This is a genomic window from Acidovorax sp. 59 (assembly GCF_002754175.1).
GTDB lineage: Bacteria > Pseudomonadota > Gammaproteobacteria > Burkholderiales > Burkholderiaceae_C > Acidovorax > Acidovorax delafieldii.
Window position 1 is genome coordinate 584,474 of record NZ_PEET01000001.1, and the last position, 15,979, is coordinate 600,452.

17 protein-coding genes are annotated in these 15,979 nt (G+C 64.9%); 1 reads left to right on the forward strand and 16 read right to left on the reverse strand.

Annotated elements, in window-relative coordinates:
- Nucleotides 1–67: 67 nt before the first annotated feature.
- The 13 genes from CLU87_RS23090 to CLU87_RS02795 form a co-directional block, all read right to left on the reverse strand.
- Nucleotides 68–1,279 (reverse strand): hypothetical protein, encoded by a 1,212-nt coding sequence (locus CLU87_RS23090; protein WP_143227232.1) that lies wholly within the window; start codon nt 1,277–1,279, stop codon nt 68–70.
- A gap of 177 nt (nt 1,280–1,456) precedes the next feature.
- On the reverse strand, nt 1,457–2,293 hold the full coding sequence (locus tag CLU87_RS02740) for an urease accessory protein UreD (protein WP_099729418.1): 837 nt from the start codon (nt 2,291–2,293) through the stop codon (nt 1,457–1,459).
- Between the two features lie 92 nt (nt 2,294–2,385).
- Nucleotides 2,386–3,777, reverse strand: a complete 1,392-nt coding sequence (locus CLU87_RS02745) for an FAD-binding oxidoreductase (protein ID WP_099729419.1) — start codon at nt 3,775–3,777, stop codon at nt 2,386–2,388.
- 101 nt (nt 3,778–3,878) lie between these two features.
- Nucleotides 3,879–4,799, reverse strand: coding sequence for an ABC transporter permease (locus CLU87_RS02750; protein ID WP_369804288.1), 921 nt, complete (start codon nt 4,797–4,799; stop codon nt 3,879–3,881).
- Complete coding sequence (locus tag CLU87_RS02755; protein ID WP_099729420.1) at nt 4,796–5,626, reverse strand: ABC transporter ATP-binding protein; 831 nt, start codon at nt 5,624–5,626, stop codon at nt 4,796–4,798. The genes CLU87_RS02750 and CLU87_RS02755 overlap by 4 nt, the downstream gene beginning before the upstream one ends.
- 197 nt (nt 5,627–5,823) lie before the next feature.
- Nucleotides 5,824–6,822 (reverse strand): ABC transporter substrate-binding protein, encoded by a 999-nt coding sequence (locus tag CLU87_RS02760; protein ID WP_099729421.1) that lies wholly within the window; start codon nt 6,820–6,822, stop codon nt 5,824–5,826.
- A gap of 86 nt (nt 6,823–6,908) precedes the next feature.
- Nucleotides 6,909–7,772, reverse strand: coding sequence for a creatininase family protein (locus CLU87_RS02765; protein ID WP_099729422.1), 864 nt, complete (start codon nt 7,770–7,772; stop codon nt 6,909–6,911).
- Between the two features lie 31 nt (nt 7,773–7,803).
- Nucleotides 7,804–8,268, reverse strand: a complete 465-nt coding sequence (locus CLU87_RS02770) for a RidA family protein (RefSeq protein ID WP_056747374.1) — start codon at nt 8,266–8,268, stop codon at nt 7,804–7,806.
- Nucleotides 8,265–9,584, reverse strand: a complete 1,320-nt coding sequence (locus CLU87_RS02775; protein WP_099729423.1) for an amidohydrolase family protein — start codon at nt 9,582–9,584, stop codon at nt 8,265–8,267. Before CLU87_RS02775 ends, CLU87_RS02770 begins: the two co-directional genes overlap by 4 nt.
- Nucleotides 9,585–9,607: 23 nt before the next feature.
- Nucleotides 9,608–10,195, reverse strand: a complete 588-nt coding sequence (locus CLU87_RS02780) for an NAD(P)H-dependent oxidoreductase (RefSeq protein WP_099729424.1) — start codon at nt 10,193–10,195, stop codon at nt 9,608–9,610.
- 32 nt (nt 10,196–10,227) lie between these two features.
- A complete protein-coding gene (locus CLU87_RS02785) occupies nt 10,228–10,530 on the reverse strand; it encodes a 2Fe-2S iron-sulfur cluster binding domain-containing protein (protein WP_099729425.1) in 303 nt (100 codons plus the stop codon).
- Nucleotides 10,531–10,719: 189 nt separating this feature from the next.
- Nucleotides 10,720–11,376, reverse strand: coding sequence for a TetR/AcrR family transcriptional regulator (locus CLU87_RS02790; RefSeq protein ID WP_099732008.1), 657 nt, complete (start codon nt 11,374–11,376; stop codon nt 10,720–10,722).
- A 67-nt stretch (nt 11,377–11,443) separates the two neighbouring features.
- Nucleotides 11,444–11,959, reverse strand: a complete 516-nt coding sequence (locus CLU87_RS02795; RefSeq protein ID WP_369804331.1) for a nucleoside deaminase — start codon at nt 11,957–11,959, stop codon at nt 11,444–11,446.
- A 449-nt stretch (nt 11,960–12,408) separates the two neighbouring features.
- On the opposite strand from CLU87_RS02795, the gene CLU87_RS02800 reads away from it, so the two are divergent.
- Complete coding sequence (locus CLU87_RS02800; protein WP_099729426.1) at nt 12,409–13,404, forward strand: isopenicillin N synthase family oxygenase; 996 nt, start codon at nt 12,409–12,411, stop codon at nt 13,402–13,404.
- 92 nt (nt 13,405–13,496) lie between these two features.
- On the opposite strand, the gene CLU87_RS02805 is transcribed toward CLU87_RS02800, so the two are convergent.
- Genes CLU87_RS02805 through CLU87_RS02815 form a run of 3 tightly spaced genes read right to left on the reverse strand, consistent with a single transcriptional unit; the run spans nt 13,497 to nt 15,950 of the window.
- The gene (locus CLU87_RS02805) at nt 13,497–13,913 is read right to left on the reverse strand and encodes a VOC family protein (protein ID WP_099729427.1); all 417 of its coding nucleotides are present in this window, start codon (nt 13,911–13,913) and stop codon (nt 13,497–13,499) included.
- On the reverse strand, nt 13,910–14,908 hold the full coding sequence (locus CLU87_RS02810) for an isopenicillin N synthase family oxygenase (protein ID WP_099729428.1): 999 nt from the start codon (nt 14,906–14,908) through the stop codon (nt 13,910–13,912). The genes CLU87_RS02805 and CLU87_RS02810 overlap by 4 nt, the downstream gene beginning before the upstream one ends.
- Nucleotides 14,909–14,921: 13 nt before the next feature.
- On the reverse strand, nt 14,922–15,950 hold the full coding sequence (locus CLU87_RS02815) for an ABC transporter substrate-binding protein (RefSeq protein ID WP_099729429.1): 1,029 nt from the start codon (nt 15,948–15,950) through the stop codon (nt 14,922–14,924).
- Nucleotides 15,951–15,979: the final 29 nt, after the last annotated feature.

Here is a 15,979-nt window from a genome sequence, read left to right on the forward strand (position 1 = left end):
CGTTTCACGCTTTTCTACCCGAATGCTAGACATTGTTTTGGCACCACTTGTGGTGCCAAAAACTGGATTAGACCTTGGAATTTAGACGTTCTTCGATAGCGTCATTCAGCTCTGAGAGCCTAGAAACCACTGTGGTGCGCTGCGCCAAGACTTGCGCGCGAATATGAGGGGCCATGAAGCGATCAGCTCTGAAAACATCGACATATGGCGCATACAAAGCATGCATGCAGTCGGGAAATTGGCTGTCACTTGGCTGCTCTTTTCTACTCCCTCCAATGTTTTCCCAAAGTGAATTCATCAAAGATCTGACCACAGTGTTTAAGCCGGGGCAGAAGGTAGCAATATCTTTGGCACTGATCTGATTACTCCAGGAGCCTGCCGTTTTTTCGCATATTTGCTTGGCAACATTCAATGCCATCGCATCCACTCGTCTTTCCCATTCCACCCTCTGAGCAACCGGGGAGGAATGCTCATAGTCATCGCTCAGGCCGAGGTCGCGAAGTTTGTTTTGGAACTCAGAGAAAAGAGCAACTAGTTCGCGCGCTTGATTGCCAAGTTCCCGTCCTGGCTTGCGCACGGACTCGGTAATTGGCTCAGCAAGTTTTGGGGTCGAAGCGAACCAGCGCATGAGCCAAGAAGGATCACGAACAGAGTCCTCCAACGCGGCGGTAGCTTGAATTCTGTTGGCTTTCCCTAAAACAAAGCGGCTGAATACTTCCGCATTTTCTGGTTTCATTGGGTACTTGGCCATGATTTCTCTCACGTAGGTGTTGCTAGCCTCCCTACCAATAGTGGCCATAAGCGCTGGACGTAGTTTTCCGCCTTTCAGTAGTTTTCGCTTTGCCTCACGCTCTTGCGCGCGAGTCCATGACATTTCAGTGCTCTGCTCCCGAAGTACTTCCAGTACTAACTCCTCCAACGGTGGCGGGTCATCAAATTCGATTTTTGGAAACCAGTCACCATTTGGGCTTCGGGCGCTCACAGGCCGTTGGTCTCGACTGCATAGAGCTTTCACCTCGGCATCCAGCAATTCGGCCAATTCCATGAGTGCATTCTTTCCACACAATGCAGAAAGTAGATCGCCCCGCTCCACAGCATAGTGAACTGCCTGTGGGCCAGTAGGTGCGGCCTCGCACACCACAACACCGGAAAAAACAAAGTGCACCTCGCCGGACCTGCTCCAAGTAAGTAATTGACCCCTAAGACTCTCCATTTGGGGCGTAAGTTTGGAGCCCGATAGCACCGAATAGTCTTGACTGTCCAAATAGACCGTGATCATGCGTGTCTCCCATTTGATGCAGTGTTGAGGCAACGGGCACCGCATGTTTGGATGAATGATTTGGTGCAGCAAGAACGTATCAGTCCGAGTCAGGCCGCGCCTGGGACCGATTGTTCCGTTCGACTTCAATTGGTAAAGCGCCTACATCCTCAGCCTATTACTGCGAACAGCACTTCCCTACATCGCCCAAATCCTGGGCGCCTCCCCCTCCAACCCCCACAACACCTCCCGCCAAGCCACCCGCACGGCCTTGAGCAGCTTCATCGCAGGCTCCACCTGCGGCGCCAGCACGCGTACCACCACCATGCGGTCGTTGGGGCTGGTGGCGCCTGCGGTGGCTTTGACCTGGGGGTGTTGATCCACCACTGCACGGGCCGCGTCCAGCGCAGCGTCGCGGCGCGTGCGGTCGAGGGAAGTGCCTGCGGCAAAGAACATGCTGGCCATGCAGCGGTGGCCTGCCAGGCCCAGCGGACTGCTCAGCAGCCGGTCATCGGCGGCGTCGATCACGCCGCGCTCCAGCCACAGGCCGGGCACTTCCAGGTGCTGTGTGAAGCGCCCTTGTTCAAACGGCTGGCCGGCGTGCGGCAGGCCCAGCGCCGTCACGTCCCAGGCGATGCATTCCGCGCCGAGGGCCAGGTTCAGCGTGAGGTGGTTTTCAGCATGGCAGGCGCTGTAGCACAGGGCCTCCAGCGGCAGCCATTCCAGGCGCGCGCCTTCGGCCAGGGTGAGGTGGCTGCGTTGCAGCGCCAGCGGGCCGGTGGAGCGGTAGAAGCGCGTGGCACCGGGCGTGGTGACCAGGCCATGGGCGCCGGGGCCCACGGTGGTGGTGATGTCCAGCGTGTCGCCGCCCACCAGGCCGCCGGGCGGGTGCACCAGCACGTTGTGGCAGATGGCGTCGCCCTCGGGGTACAGGCTTTGCAGGATGCGCAGCGGCCCGTTGTGCTCGTAGCGGGCTACCGTGCGGGCGCTATGTTCTGCCGTGTAGTCGAGCTGAAGGCGGGCGTGCCAGGGCATGTTTCGATGGTTTGCTACTAAATGAGTAGCTGATTATGCCCTGCAGGCAAGCGGTAGAGGCCTGTGGGTGCGACACGCGTCACCCGTTTTCTCTACGCTGTTTGGCGTACAGGTGTCTGCACGGGGGCTGTGGGTTCGGCCGTGTACCAGCTGCGCAGCTTGCCCGGGTTGAGCAGGCCCTGGGGGTCAAAGCGGCGCTTCATGCCCACCACGGCCGGGTCCAGGTTGTTCTGCTTGCCGTCTTCCACGATGTACACATGTGGGTTGTTGATCTGCACGCCGTGGTCGCGGTAGATCTGCATGATCTGGTTCAGGCGTTCTTCGGTGGTGTAGCGGATTATCTGCAGGCCGCTGCAGTTGAAGGCGCCCTCCTTGGTGCGCAAGAACTCCAGGTGCATCATCACCTCGCCCTTCAGCGCGGCCTCCAGCGCCTTCACCTGCTTGAGGCGGTGCATGGGGTTGAAGCCGCTCTGGATATAGGTCAGGCCCTTGTCCACCTTGAGGGCGTGCAGGGTGGTGTGGTTCCAGGTGTATTCGAGCAGCGTCTTGTGGCTGCTGGCCACTTCGTCGGCTGTCTTCCGGTAGGTGACCTGGCCGCCGTGCTGCGCCACCATGTCGCGCATGCCGGCCTCGGAGTGCGGGGCCACCAGCAGCAGCACCGCATGCTGGTCGGCAGGCAGGTGCTCGGCCAGGCTGGTGAAGTACTGCGGGATGGGGGCGGCCACAAAACACACCTCTTTTTTCTCCAGCCCGGGGGCGCTGCCAAAGCGGTCGGCAAACTCCAGCGCGGCGTCGAACTGCGCGAAGGTGGCGATGCATTCGGTCCACTCCACGGCAGGGGTCAGGGCCACTTCCAGCTCCAGCACGATGCCGTTGGTGCCGTAGGTGTGGTGCAGCAGCATGGCCTCGGGGCCGCGCAACTCGATGACCTGCGGCTCGGGCTCCACTGTCATCGCACGCACGGCCAGCACGTTGCCAGGCGCGGCCAGCGGGCCGTGGTTGATGGAGCCTGCCCCCCCAAAGCCGCCGCCAAACAGCCCGCCCAGCGTGGCGCTGCGGTAGGTGCTGGGCAGCCAGCGCAGCTCTTGCCCGTGGGGCTTGGCCTGTGTGTCAAAGTCTGCCAGCCGGATGCCCGACTGCGCGCGGCCCACACCGCCGCGCACCCAGCCAAAGGCGTTGTAGCCCGACAGGTCCAGGATCACGCCGCCGTGCAGTGGCGTGCTCTGGCCGTAGTTGCCGGTGCCGCTGCCGCGCACGGTGAGGGGAATGCCCGCACTGGCGCAGGCGGCCACCACCTGGCGGATTTCTGCTTCGGTGCGCGGGCGCACGGCGATGTCGCCGCGCTTGCCCGCCAGGTCGCGCTTGAGCACGGGGCTGAACCAGGCAAAGTCCTGCGAGAGGCGGCCCACGCGCAGCGGGTCGGCGATCCAGTCGAGGTCGGGCAGCAGGTCGGGCAGTTGATGGGCGGTGGTGGCGTTGGTCATGTCGGTATCTCCTTGGCCGCTGGTGGCCGTTTTGGGCAAAAGGAAGCCTGTGCCGCGCGCCAGTGGCTGCGCGCGGTGTGTTGGCGATGGGGTTGAAAGGGCTAGTCGTGCGACGTTTCGCTGGCGTGCCAGCCGCCCAGGGCGACACGCGTCAGCCACGCCATCAGTACGAACAATGCGACCCCGGTGAGCGAGATCAGCAGCAGCGCAGCAAACATGCGCGGGATGTTGAGCTGGAAGCCCGCCTGCAAAATCTGGTACGCAAGCCCCGCACCCTGGCCCCCGGTGCCCGCCACAAACTCGGCCACCACGGCGCCGATGAGCGCCAAGCCGCTGGAGATGCGCAGCCCGCCAAAGAAGTAGGGCAGCGCACTGGGAATGCGCAGGCGCAGCAGCGTCTGCAGCCGCGTGGCGCGGTTGAGCTGGAAGTAGCTTTGCAGGTCAGGCTCCACACTGCGCAGGCCCAGCGTGGTGTTGCTGATGATGGGGAACAGGGCGACCAGTGCGGCGCAGATCACCATCGAGGCCGTCGGGTCCTTCACCCAGATTATGATGAGCGGTGCCACCGCCACGATGGGAGTGACCTGCAGCAGCACGGCGTAGGGAAAGAGCGCGGTCTCGATGCGTTTGCTCTGGACAAACAGGAACGAGATCAGCACGCCTGCCACCGTGGCCACCACAAAGGCCAGCACCGTGATCTTGACGGTGACCCACAGCGAGCCGCCCAGGGCGGCCCAGTCGGTGAACAGCGTCTTCATCATCAGGATGGGTGAGGGCACCAGGTAGGGCGGTAGCTCCATGGCCGTGACCAGCACCTGCCACAGCGCGATCAGCACCAAGCCGACCAGCACGGGGTACACCACGCGCTGCACGCGTGGCTGGGCCATGAGCGGCGGGCGTTTGGGTGTGGCCTTGGCGGCAGGTTTGGCAGCGACTGGTGCAGGCGCTGAGCGCGGTGCGGCTGCGGGGTGGGCGGTGACCACGGGCGACGCCATCGGTGCGGAAGGGAAGGGGGTGCTCATGCCACTGTCTCCTCGGTGTCCACGCTGGCGCGCAGCAGGCTGTCTTGCAGCAGCTTGGCGTAGCGGCTGAATTCGGGCGACACCATGAAGTCGGCCGTGCGGGGGTAGGGCGCATCGATGCGGAACTCTTCGACCACTCGGCCCGGGCGCGCAGCCATCATGACCACGCGGCTGGAGAGGAACACCGCCTCGTGGATCGAGTGCGTCACAAAGATCACGGTGAGCTTCTTCTTGCGCCACAGATCCAGCAGGTCGGCGTCGAGCTTGTGGCGCGTGATTTCGTCGAGTGCGCCAAAGGGCTCGTCCATCAGCAGCAGGTCGGGCTGGGTGACCAGGCCGCGCGCGATCGATACGCGCATCTGCATGCCGCCGGACAGCGCGCGGGGCAGGGCGTTGGCAAACTTTGACAAGCCCACCAGTGCCAGCGCCTCGGTCACACGCGCATCGGCCTCGGCGCGGGGCACGCCCGCCAGGTCCAGCGGCAGGCGCACATTGGTCTGCACACTGGCCCAGGGCATGAGCGTGGGCGACTGGAAGACAAACGCCATCTTCTTGCCGCTCTCGTCCAGCTGCGCCCCGGGCTTGCGCCACAGGTGCAGGCGGCCGTCGGTGGGCTCCAGCAGGCCCGCCACCATTTTCAGCAGCGTGCTCTTGCCGCAGCCCGAGGGGCCGAGCAGGGTGACGAATTCGCCTTCCTCAATGGTCAGGTCTACCGGCAGCAGGGCCTGGGTGCCATTGGGGTAGGTTTTTTCGGCCGAGAGCACCTCCACGGCGGGTGTGGGGCGCGGCGCGGGTGCCAGAGGTGGCGAGGCAGCGGGAATGGACATGGTGGTGCCTTTCGATGGATGTGGCCGGGGAGGCTGGCCGCTGTGTCAGGGCGATGGGGCTTATCTGTCGTAGCGCTTGGCTTGGCTCCAGCCGCTGGAAACTGGCGCGGCCCGAGCCAGCGAACGCCGAGCAAGGGCCGCCCCGCAGCGAGGGCGTTGTCCCCCTTGGGGGAAGGCGCGAAGCGACTCAGGGGGGATCAAGGAAGAACCTTGAGGTCTTTGACGAACGACGTGGTGTAGGTCTCGGCCAGCTTCACCTTGGCAGGGTCGATGAGCTTGGCGTCCACCAGGAAGTCGTAGCTGGCCTTGGCGCGCGCGTCGGTCATGATTCCGATGCCCATGGTGGCTGCGTCGCCCCCGGTCGCCATGCCCATTTCCTTGAGCTTGGCCACGCTGTAGGCGAGCTGCTCGTCGGTCATGTTGGGGTTGTCCTTCTTGATGAGCGCGTTGGCCGGGGCGGGGTCGGCCAGGTAGCTCTTCCAGCCTTCCATCGATGCCTTCACGAACGAGGTCACAGCGGCGCTGCGGTCCTTCACCGTCTTTTCCATGCACGAGATGGTGGTGGCATACGCTGGGTAGCCCTGATCGCTGAACATCAGCGTGTTGGCCTTGACGCCCGCCTTGGCAATCGCAAACGGCTCGGACGTCAGGTAGCCCTGCTGGGCGGCGTTCTTGTCGGCCACGAAGGGCTGGATGTTGAAGGTGTAGGGGCGGGTCTGCGAGTCGGTGAAGCCGTACTTGGCCTTGAGCCAGGGCCAGTAGCCGCGCTGGGCCGACGAGGCGATCAGGATGGTCTTGCCCTTGAGGTCTTCGAATTTCTTCACGTCCTCGTGCGCGATGAGTACCTGCGGGTCTTTCTGGAATACGGCCGCCACATTGACCACGGGCACGCCGCCTTCACGCATCTGGATCATCTGCAGGTCGCTCGACCCCATCACACATTCGGCCTGGCCGGCGGCCATCATCTGCACGATGTTGACCTGCGGGCCGCCCATCTTGATGGTCACATCCAGCCCGTACTTTTTGTACAGGCCGGTAGCCACCGCCTGGTAGAAGCCGCCATGCTCGGCCTGCGCATACCAGTTGGTCATGTAGGTGAACTTTTCCTGCGCGTGGGCCTGCATGGTGCCGACGGCACCAACAGCGAGCAGCGCGGCTGCACCAAGTTTGGAAAGGCGGGAGGCGGTCTTCATCATGGTGGTACTCCGGTAGGGTGGTGGAGGTGGAACGAAGGGACAACGAAGGGGAAGGCGAAAAGGTTTTGCGATGGCGTTCGCAGGTTTCAGGCCAGTGCGCTGGAGTGCTCCACGTGGCCGGTGTGATGGGCGCGGCCCCAGGTGGGCTCAGTGCGTGGCGCCCAATGCAGTCGATGCAGCTCGGTAATGGCGGCGGCCCAGCTCACGGCCAGCGAGTCGAGGATGGCGTGCCCCTGTTCGGCCGTGGCGGGCAGGGGGTCGCCAATGATTCCGCTGGGGCCGAAGTCGCGTGCACTCCAGGCGCAGGCCGGGCGGCCGTCGGGTGAGAGCAGGGGCGAGTCAAAAACGGGCGGGTAGTTGACTACCGCACGCTCCATGTGCACGGTGTCGGGGGCCAGCGCCAGCATCAGCGCCGTCTCGGCGTGGCCTGCGTGCATCGCCAGTTTCTTTTCGGTGTCGGACAGGTACTTGCCCGCCACATGCGGCACACGCCAGGTGAAGCTGGGCACCACAATGAAGTCGCCATGGCGCAGGCGCAGCTCGCGTGCGCACATTTCCATCACCTGCGGCTGGCCGCCGTGGCCGTTGACAAACAGCAGCTTGCGAAAACCCGCGCGGTATACCGACTCGCCCACCTCGTTCATGGTGGCCAGCAGGGTCTCGCCGCTGAGCGTGACGGTGCCGGGAAAGTGCAGGTGCTCTTCGGACTTGCCGTAGGTGATCGGCGCCATCGCAAACGCAGGCACATCGGCCGGCAGGCGCGCCAGCGCATGGCCCACCACACCCGCGCTGATCACCGTGTCCACCGCACAAGGCAGGTGCGGGCCGTGCTGCTCGGTGGCGCCCGTGGGCAGCACGATGACGGTGTTCTCCTTGTCCGGCAGGTCTGCGATCTCGGTCCAGCTCAGGTAGGGCAGGTAGCGGTGGGGCGGGTTGTAGCCGTGCAGCATGAAAGACTTTCGTGAAGGTGTTGGGGGTGTATCAGCGCTGTGGTAGATAGGCCGTGGCTTCGACCTCGATGAGGATGTCGGGCGTGGGCAACATGCCGCTCACTTCCACTACGGTGGATGCGGGGGGCTCGCCGGGGAAGAACAGCTTGCGCACGCGGCTGTACTGTGGGAAGTGGTCCAGGTTCTTGAAGTACTGCACCAACTTGAACACGTCGGACATCTGGCCGCCGGCGGCCTCGATGGTCTGGCGGATGCGGTCGAGCACATACCAGCTCTGCGCGAGGATGGGGCCCTCCTTGATGTCGCTGCTGAACTCGCCGGTGCGGCCAATCAGCGTGGCGGCCTCATGCGGGATGTCGTCGTAGCCACGCACGATGCGGCTGGCGGCAGGGTCCACGGCAATGATCCCGCTCAGGTAGATGAAGTCGCCTGCGCGGCGCCACGCGGCGTAGCGGGCCAGGGGCTGGGCGATACCTGGCGCAGATGTGGGGCTCATGCGAGGCTCCTTGCGGATTGGGTGGTTGGCACATGCCAGGCAGCCGGTGCATGGCCGCTGGCGACGCGGCCCTGGCGCAGCACCACACGGCTTTGTGCGCGCGATGGAAAGCCCCAGTGGTCAGCCTGCGTGAAGACCAGCAGGTCAGCCACCGTGCCAGGCTGCAGCGGCAGCGCCGTGGTGCCAGTGCGGCGGGTGCACAGCCAGTCGGCGCGGCACAGCGATTCGCTCCATTGGTCGAAAGGTGCATCCAGCTGCGCAGCCAGCACACCCGTGGCCAGGGCTTCCAGCGGGTCAAAGCTGCCCACGGGGCAGAATGGGTCTTGCACGTTGTCGCTGGCGACCAGCACCGGGATGCCGCGTGCACGGGCCTCCTTCACCAGCGTCAGGCCACGCTGGCGCGGCGTGCGGCCGGTGGTGGCGTCCTGCAGCAGCAGGTTGGTGATGGGCAGCGTGACCAGGGTGATGGGGCTTTGTGCCACGGCATCGAGCGTGGCGAGGGCCGTGGCCTCGTCCTGTGCGGCCAGCGCGCAGGTGTGGCCGCAGACCACATGGCCTTCAAAGCGCAGTTCTTTGAGCAGTGCGGCGGTGGTCGCCAAGCCCTGGGCGCCGGGGTGCAGTTCTTCGTCCACATGCAGGTCCACGTTCAGGCCATGGTGTTGTGCGGCTTCCAACAGGTGGCGCAGCGCCTGCGGGTCCCAGTTGGTGGAATGCACAAAGCCGCCCAGCAACGCGCCGGGGCCGCTGGCGGCCACGGTGGCGGCCAGCCGCAGGGCGGCGCTGCGGTCCGTATACAGGTGCAAGGGGATCAGGCTCACGCGCTCCAGCGTGATGCGGTCGGCCCAGTCGTGGGCCAGTGCGCGCAACATGTTCCAGGCCAGTGGCTGCGCGTCGGGCTCCCACCAGTCGCAGTGGGTGCGCAGGTGGACGGTGCCTGCGTCGTAGGCCCATTGCAGCGCGCGGCTGGCGCGGGCGTGGATGTCGGCTTCGGTCCAGCTTTGGCGATCCACCATCATGGCCTCGATGGCGCCCAGCAGGCCGGGTTTGACCTCTCCCATGCGCGGCAGGGTGAAGGCCTTGTCCAGGTGGGTGTGCGCATCGACCAGGCCGGGCAGCACCAGCGCGCCTGCCACGTCCCATACAGCGCCGTGTAGCGCAGGCTGGGTGCCGTGGGGCAGCACTTGCACGATGCGGCCCTGGGCCAGCTGCAGGTCGGCCAGTGCGGGCTGGTGGCCCTGCTGCGGCCACGCGGAGGGCAGCAGCCAGCGCGGCAGCCGGGCGCGCAGGATGTGGTCGGGGGTGTTGGATGCGTGCATGCCGTGGCCTTTAGAACGTGGTCTTATGCAAAGCGCGCCATCGCCTGGCCCACGCGGGCCTTGAAGGCCGCCAGCCGGGGCGGTGTGGCCACGTTCATGTGGTAGTAGGCGTGGTAGTCCACCCGCGCCTTGCCGCCCGTGAGCAGGCGCATGTAGCGGGTGATGGACTTGCGCGGCGGGTCGCCCATGAACAGGGCCGTCCAGCGCGGGCGGCCGTAGGTGACCACGGCGGAGATGCGCTTGATGTGCGTGAGCGAGGGCTTGACGTTGTGCGGATCGCTGATGTCAAAGGCCACGCCGGGCATGAGCACGCGGTCGAAAAATCCCTTGAGCATCGCCGGCATACCAAAGCACCAGGTGGGAAAGCAGAAGACCACGGCTTCGGCCCAGAGCAGGCGGTCCACATAACCCTGCACGGGCAACTGGTTGCTGGGCACCTCGTGGTAGCCCAGGCGCTCTTCGCGTGTCATCACGGGGTTGAAGCCCTCGACGTACAGGTCGCAGTCGTCCACCTCATGGCCCGCGCCGCGCAGCTGCTGCACCACCTCGGTGTGCAGGGCTGCGTTGTAGCTGGTCTCTACCGGGTGGCAATAGATCACGAGGATGCGCATGGCGGGGGTCCTTCGGGTTGTGGGGGATGGGCCTACAGGTCCAGCGTGAGCGTGGCGCTGTGGCTGCGCGCGCAGCACACGGCGACGTGGGTGGCTTGCTCTGCAGCGCTCAGGCAGCTGTCGCGGTGGTCGGGCTCGCCGTCCAGCCAGCGGGTCACGCAGGTGCCGCACACGCCCTGCTCGCACAGGGTTTCCAGCGGTACGCCAGCGAGCTGCAGCACATCGGCCATGCTCTCGCCGGGGGCGACGGGCAAGCGCATCTGGCTGCGCTGCAGGATCAGCTCGAATGCGTGTTCTGTGCGGGCGGCGTCGGCGGTGTCAGGGGCTGTCTGCATTGTTTGACCATGTGATTTGATCGATTGGTCAAACTATTGCAAAGGCTGTGCCAGCCACAAAAATCGGTCAAACGTCTTTGTGGTGGATCAACGCGGCCTGAAAGGGGCTTTTGACGCCGCGTGCTGGTGCAAATTGCCCGGGATTCGCCCCTCGGGCACCCGAGGCATGCCCAGAATGGGGCGGGGGCCTTAGTCTGGTGCGAGGCCGCAGCCCAGCAGCACAAAGCTGGTGAGTTCGCGCACGATGGGCTCGCGGTCGATGGGCTCGTCGGGCGCCAGGCCCAGCATGACGTGCACCTGCACGCCGTAGTCGGCGTAGTGCTGCGTCATGCCCCAGATCTGCATCAGCAAAACCTTGGCGTCCACTTTGCGCATGCGGCCTTCGGCAATCCAGCGGTTGATGAGGTCCACCTTCTGCTGGGTGGACTTGACGGCCACCGGCCAGTACTTGCCCAGGTTGCGCCCACCGCCCAGCACCTCGGTGGTGAAGATGCGCGACAGGCCCGGGTTGTCCAGCGCGTAGTCGAGTTTTTTGCGCACGTAGCTGCTCAGCACCTTCTTGGGATCGTCGCTGTTGCTGTCAAAGATGAAGGCGCCCGACCAGCCGTTGAGCACCGAGTACAGCAGCTCTTCATACAGCTCTTCCTTGCTGCTGATGTAGTAGTGCAGCTGCGGCTTGGTCAGGCCCGCGCGCTCGGCGATGGCCTTGGTGGATGCACCCTTGAAACCATGGCGACTGAACTCGGCAATGGCCGCTTCGCGGATGGCGCCCAGGATGCGTTCGCGGCCTTGTTTGGCGCGGCTGAGCAGCGCGCCGGAGGCGGCTTCGGCTTCGGATTCGGTCATGGCTTTGGTGCGAGGCATGGGGGGATTGCAGAGTGTGCGCCGCAGATTCTGCCCGCGCAGCAGTGGGTCAGACTTTCCAGAACCCGATATGGGGCGCGCTGGCTTCTTCGACCAGCGCCGGGCCGATGCATTCGATGGCGTGGGGCGAGGCGGCAAACACGTCGCGGCACGACAGCTCGGCGTCGCGCTGTTCGGCACGTTCGCCCCGGAACACGCGCAGGCGTTCGGCATCAATGCCAAACACCACGCGCCCAATGCCCGACCAGAAGATGGCGCCCGCACACATCACGCAGGGCTCGGCCGATGAATACAGCGTGGCCTTGGCCAGGGCATCGCGGCCCACGCGGGGGCTGAGCTGGCGCACGGCATTGGTCTCGGCGTGGCCGGTGCAGTCGCCGGTCTCGGTGGTGTTGCAGTAGGCCTCGGCCAGCAGGTGCCCTTCGGCGCTGATGACCACCGCACCAAACGGGCGGTTGCCGCGCGCGCGGGCGGTGCACGACCACGCGATGGCCTGGCGCAGGTAGGTGCCGTCGGTGTCGTTGATGGGGGTAGGGTCGTCAAAGCTGGCCGGGGGTGCAGACATGAGCGCGTGCATGGTGTAGGTGTCTCCGTCGATGGTGGGTGGGTTGCTGTCGTTGTGCAACGCCGGACTGTCTGCACGCCCGCCGTTGTGGTGCAGGGCGCTATGCATTTGGCATGCCAATCACAATCAGTGACATGTATGCATGGCTTTGGACGCGCTGTGCACAAATGCTCTGACTTTGCGCTGGCACACATGCAAGGCGCGTGGGCATTCTTCTTGCATCGCTATTGGCAAGAGTAGAAGCGTTCACTGCGTTGCCCCTGTGCCATCCTGCACGAGGCGATGCCAGTCGGAAATTGCTCTTGAAGCCCGCTGTGCGCACAGCGGTGTGCGTTGGCACACCGTGGCTTCAAGGGTTGAAAGGACGGCCGCCGCAGGCGGTGCCACCCACTCTTGAAGCACCCAGCGGGAGGGCCTTTCTTCCTTCCACTTGTCTTCAGGAGAGCTGCATGACCACCACTGCCACCTACGACCTCGCCGAGCTGCAAAAAGAAACACGCATGGGCGCGATGGGCTCGGAAACCGCGAGCCGCGAGATCCGCCGCATCGACCTCAGCCACTTTGCGCAGCGCAAGACCGAGATTGCCGATCAGCTGTGGGACGCCGCCGTTGATGTCGGCTTTTTCCAGATCGTGAACCACGGCATTGACCTGGCCGAGGTGCACAACGCCTTTGCGATGACCGAGCGCTTCTTTGCGCTGCCCGATGCCGTGAAGGCGCAGTACCCGCTCAAGAAGGCGCTCAACGTGGGCTGGGAGAGCCGCGCGCAGGTGCGCCCCTCCACCGGCACACCGGACCAGAAGGAGTCGTACCAGATCACCCGCCCGCACATGGCAGGCCTGTGGCCCACCGACGAGGAGCTGGCGGGCTTTCAGGCCACCATGCTCGCGTTTGAGGGCCAGTGCTGGCAGGTGGCCATGCAGGTGCTGTCATGCTTTGCGTGGAAGCTGGGGTTTGACGAGGCCTTCTTTGCCCGCGCGCACGACCCTGCGCAGGCCAGCTACCAAAGCACCTTGCGCCTGCTGCACTACTTTGCGACCCCGCCCGAGCAACAAGCCAGCCTGGGCCTGTGGCGCGCCGGGGCGCATACCGACTTTGATTGCCTGACCCTGCTCTTTCAGCGCCAGGGCCAGGGTGGCCTGCAGGTGTGCCCGGGCAAGGAGATGGACACCCAGGCCTGGACCTCGGTGGAGCCCGACGAGCAGGCCATCACCTGCAACATCGGGGACATGCTGATGCGCTGGAGCGACGACCAGCTGCCCAGCAACTTCCACCGTGTGAAGAACCCTCTGCCCGGCGAGTACATGGGGCCGCGCTACAGCATCGCCTTCTTTGCCCAGGCCAACCGCGACGCCATCATCGAAGGGCCCGGCAAGAAGTACCCGGTGATTGCCGCGGGCGACTACCTGAACCAGCGGGTGGCGGCCAACTTCAAGGCCTATTGAGGCGCGATGGATGACCCAGGGGTGGGCGTTGGTTCACCCCGCGGATGCTTTGGCGTTCACTGCCGTTGTTGGCCTGACCGGGTAGGGGCGGCTTAAGCAACGTTGAGGGGCACGCCCACAGCGCTTACCCGGAACACGTTGTCTTCCGGGTCCGCCAGCACCGCCTGCCATTGGCCGTAGTACGTGGCGTAAGCTGGCTTGATGACCTGTCCGCCCAGAGCTTTGGCCTTTTCGCTGGCAGCCTCCACGGCGTCCGGTGTGTCCAGCATGAAGGTGGCATAGCCTGTCACGCCGCGTGGTGACGGCAAGGCTGCGCCAGGTTGCCGGTCGGCCAGGCCCAGCAGGGCATAGGCCTCGGGGGCATTGAAGCCGAGCTGGAAGTGCTCGGTCTCCACCGCCCGGTAGATGGCCGAGCGCGTCCCTGGCGCCTCGGGCAACTGCAGCAGGGCTTGATAGAACTGCAGCTGTGCCTCGATGTCCTGGCACAGCAGGTTGAACCAGAGCCTCATGCCATCACCGCCGCGCTGGCTGGGGCGGTGGTCTGACCCAGGCCGTACGTCTTGCGGTACATGGCCTGCAGGTGCTCGCCCACGGTGCAGGGTGCAAAGCGCGGCGACTCACCCGCAGGCACACAGGTGGGGACGGGGACCACCTGGGCCTCGTAGTCGGGCGTGTAGAAGAACGGAATGGAGTGGCGCGGTGTGCCCCCGCTGTGCACGTTGCGCACGCGGTGGGGGTTGGATCGGTACAGCCCATTGGTCCAGCGCGGAATCATGTCGCCCAGGTTCACCACCAGCGCTCCCTCGATGGGTGTGGCAGCCACCCATTCGCCGGTGGGAAGTTTCACCTCTAGCCCGCCATGGTGGTCCTGGGCCAGCAGGGTGATGGCTCCCCAGTCGGTGTGCTCTCCCGCGCCAAAGGTGAGCGCATCGGCGCTCTCAGGATGGGGTGGGTAGCGCAGCAGCCGCAGCGTCAGCATGGGGCTCTGGTGTGTGTGGTCGAAATATTCTTCTGGCAGGTCGAGCGAGAGCGCCAGCAGCTGCATCAGCCGCAGGGCCAGCTGTCGCATGGCGGCGATGTAGGTGCGGCTCTGGGTGGCCAGCTCGGGCAACGCCTCCGGCCACTGGTTGCTGCCGTAGGAGTGGTAGCCGCGCTGCACGTACGGATGGTCTGCCGCGTAGTCCAGCCCGCAGTAGAAGCTCTCCTTAAGGTCTGGCCGAGCGCTGGCGTCCAGGGTCTGTCCGCCCAGGCTTTCGTAGCCCCGCATCGCGGGTGAATGGTGCAGCGAAATCGCTTCCTTGGATGCCAACGGCAGGTCGAAGAACTGCTGCGCCAATTCAAACTGGCGCGCAATGACGTCCAGCGGCACGCCGTGGTGGCGCACGTAGAAGAACCCTGCGCCCGTGCAGGCCTGGCGCAGTTGGGCGGCCACGGCCATCACGGCGGGGCTGCGCGGCGCGCCCGGCTGCAGGGCGCCGCTGAGGTCGAGGAGGGGGATGCCCATGGCGTTCCCCTGGTCAGGCCTTGAGCTTGCGGTCTACGGCCGGGGGCAGAAAGCGATCGGTCCAGATGTCGGCCACCGCCAGGCTGCTCTTGAGGCCAAAGGCGGCCACGGTCTCATCGATGGTGGCCTGCAGGCGCGCAGGCGTGGCAGCGCCCCAGCCGTTGGCGCGTGTCTCGGCGGTCTTCATGGTGCCGTCCACGATGAGCTGCAGGCGCTCGAACTCGATCTCTTCATGGGCCAGTGGCTCTCGGGCCTTGATGGCGGCAGCGCCGGCGCGCGGGTCGGCAATCGCGTCGACCCAGCCGCGTGTGGTGGCTTTGACGAAGGCCTTCATGGCGTCCGGGTTGTCCTGCATGCTCTTGGCGTTGGCAATGAGCCCGTTGCCATACGACTTGAGGCCATAGTCCGAGAAGCGGAACACCGTGATCTGATCCGGCGTCAGGCCCCGCGCCTTCAGGTTGAGCAGACCGGTGAAGAAGAAGTACGCCGCTGCGTCGAAATCGCCTTTGACGAAGCGTGTGTCGCCGATGTCGGGGGCCACGTTTTCCCATTTCACGCCGCTGCCATCAAAGCCCTGTGCCTTGGCAAAGGCGGGAAAGAGTTTGCGCGAAGCGTTGAAGGGCTGGCCCAGGATGGTCTTGCCCGCCAGGTCGGCGGGCTTCTTGATGGCGCCGTCCTTGCGCACCATGACCGAGTTGGGGTTCAGGTCGTACTGGATGGCGACCGCTGCCAGCCTGGACTGCGGATTGGCGGTGTTGAACTCGATCATGGTCGAGAGGTCGGCCGATGCCACGTCATAGGCACCACCCGCCACCAGGCTGATGGCCGAGGCAGACCCGTTGCCGGTGTCGATGGTGACATCGAGGCCCGCATCCTTGTAGTAGCCGCGCTGCTGCGCCAGCAAAAAGCCTGCGCCCGAGGCCTCGACCTTCCAGCCCAGGTTGAACTTGAACTTTTGCAGAGTGCCCTGGGCGCGCACAAACGGTGTGGCAGACAGAAGGGCGGCGGCGCCGGTGGCGCGGATGAGGGAACGGCGTTGCATGGTGGAGCACTCCTGGTCGTTGGCGGGTA

Bases quoted from the DNA above. Each gene is read 5' to 3' on its own strand.
- CLU87_RS23090 (WP_143227232.1), bottom strand. From the start codon at position 1,279: ATGATCACGGTCTATTTGGACAGTCAAGACTATTCGGTGCTATCGGGC.
- CLU87_RS02740 (WP_099729418.1), bottom strand. From the start codon at position 2,293: ATGCCCTGGCACGCCCGCCTTCAGCTCGACTACACGGCAGAACATAGC.
- CLU87_RS02745 (WP_099729419.1), bottom strand. From the start codon at position 3,777: ATGACCAACGCCACCACCGCCCATCAACTGCCCGACCTGCTGCCCGAC.
- CLU87_RS02750 (WP_369804288.1), bottom strand. From the start codon at position 4,799: ATGAGCACCCCCTTCCCTTCCGCACCGATGGCGTCGCCCGTGGTCACC.
- CLU87_RS02755 (WP_099729420.1), bottom strand. From the start codon at position 5,626: ATGTCCATTCCCGCTGCCTCGCCACCTCTGGCACCCGCGCCGCGCCCC.
- CLU87_RS02760 (WP_099729421.1), bottom strand. From the start codon at position 6,822: ATGATGAAGACCGCCTCCCGCCTTTCCAAACTTGGTGCAGCCGCGCTG.
- CLU87_RS02765 (WP_099729422.1), bottom strand. From the start codon at position 7,772: ATGCTGCACGGCTACAACCCGCCCCACCGCTACCTGCCCTACCTGAGC.
- CLU87_RS02770 (WP_056747374.1), bottom strand. From the start codon at position 8,268: ATGAGCCCCACATCTGCGCCAGGTATCGCCCAGCCCCTGGCCCGCTAC.
- CLU87_RS02775 (WP_099729423.1), bottom strand. From the start codon at position 9,584: ATGCACGCATCCAACACCCCCGACCACATCCTGCGCGCCCGGCTGCCG.
- CLU87_RS02780 (WP_099729424.1), bottom strand. From the start codon at position 10,195: ATGCGCATCCTCGTGATCTATTGCCACCCGGTAGAGACCAGCTACAAC.
- CLU87_RS02785 (WP_099729425.1), bottom strand. From the start codon at position 10,530: ATGCAGACAGCCCCTGACACCGCCGACGCCGCCCGCACAGAACACGCA.
- CLU87_RS02790 (WP_099732008.1), bottom strand. From the start codon at position 11,376: ATGACCGAATCCGAAGCCGAAGCCGCCTCCGGCGCGCTGCTCAGCCGC.
- CLU87_RS02795 (WP_369804331.1), bottom strand. From the start codon at position 11,959: ATGTCTGCACCCCCGGCCAGCTTTGACGACCCTACCCCCATCAACGAC.
- CLU87_RS02800 (WP_099729426.1), top strand. From the start codon at position 12,409: ATGACCACCACTGCCACCTACGACCTCGCCGAGCTGCAAAAAGAAACA.
- CLU87_RS02805 (WP_099729427.1), bottom strand. From the start codon at position 13,913: ATGAGGCTCTGGTTCAACCTGCTGTGCCAGGACATCGAGGCACAGCTG.
- CLU87_RS02810 (WP_099729428.1), bottom strand. From the start codon at position 14,908: ATGGGCATCCCCCTCCTCGACCTCAGCGGCGCCCTGCAGCCGGGCGCG.
- CLU87_RS02815 (WP_099729429.1), bottom strand. From the start codon at position 15,950: ATGCAACGCCGTTCCCTCATCCGCGCCACCGGCGCCGCCGCCCTTCTG.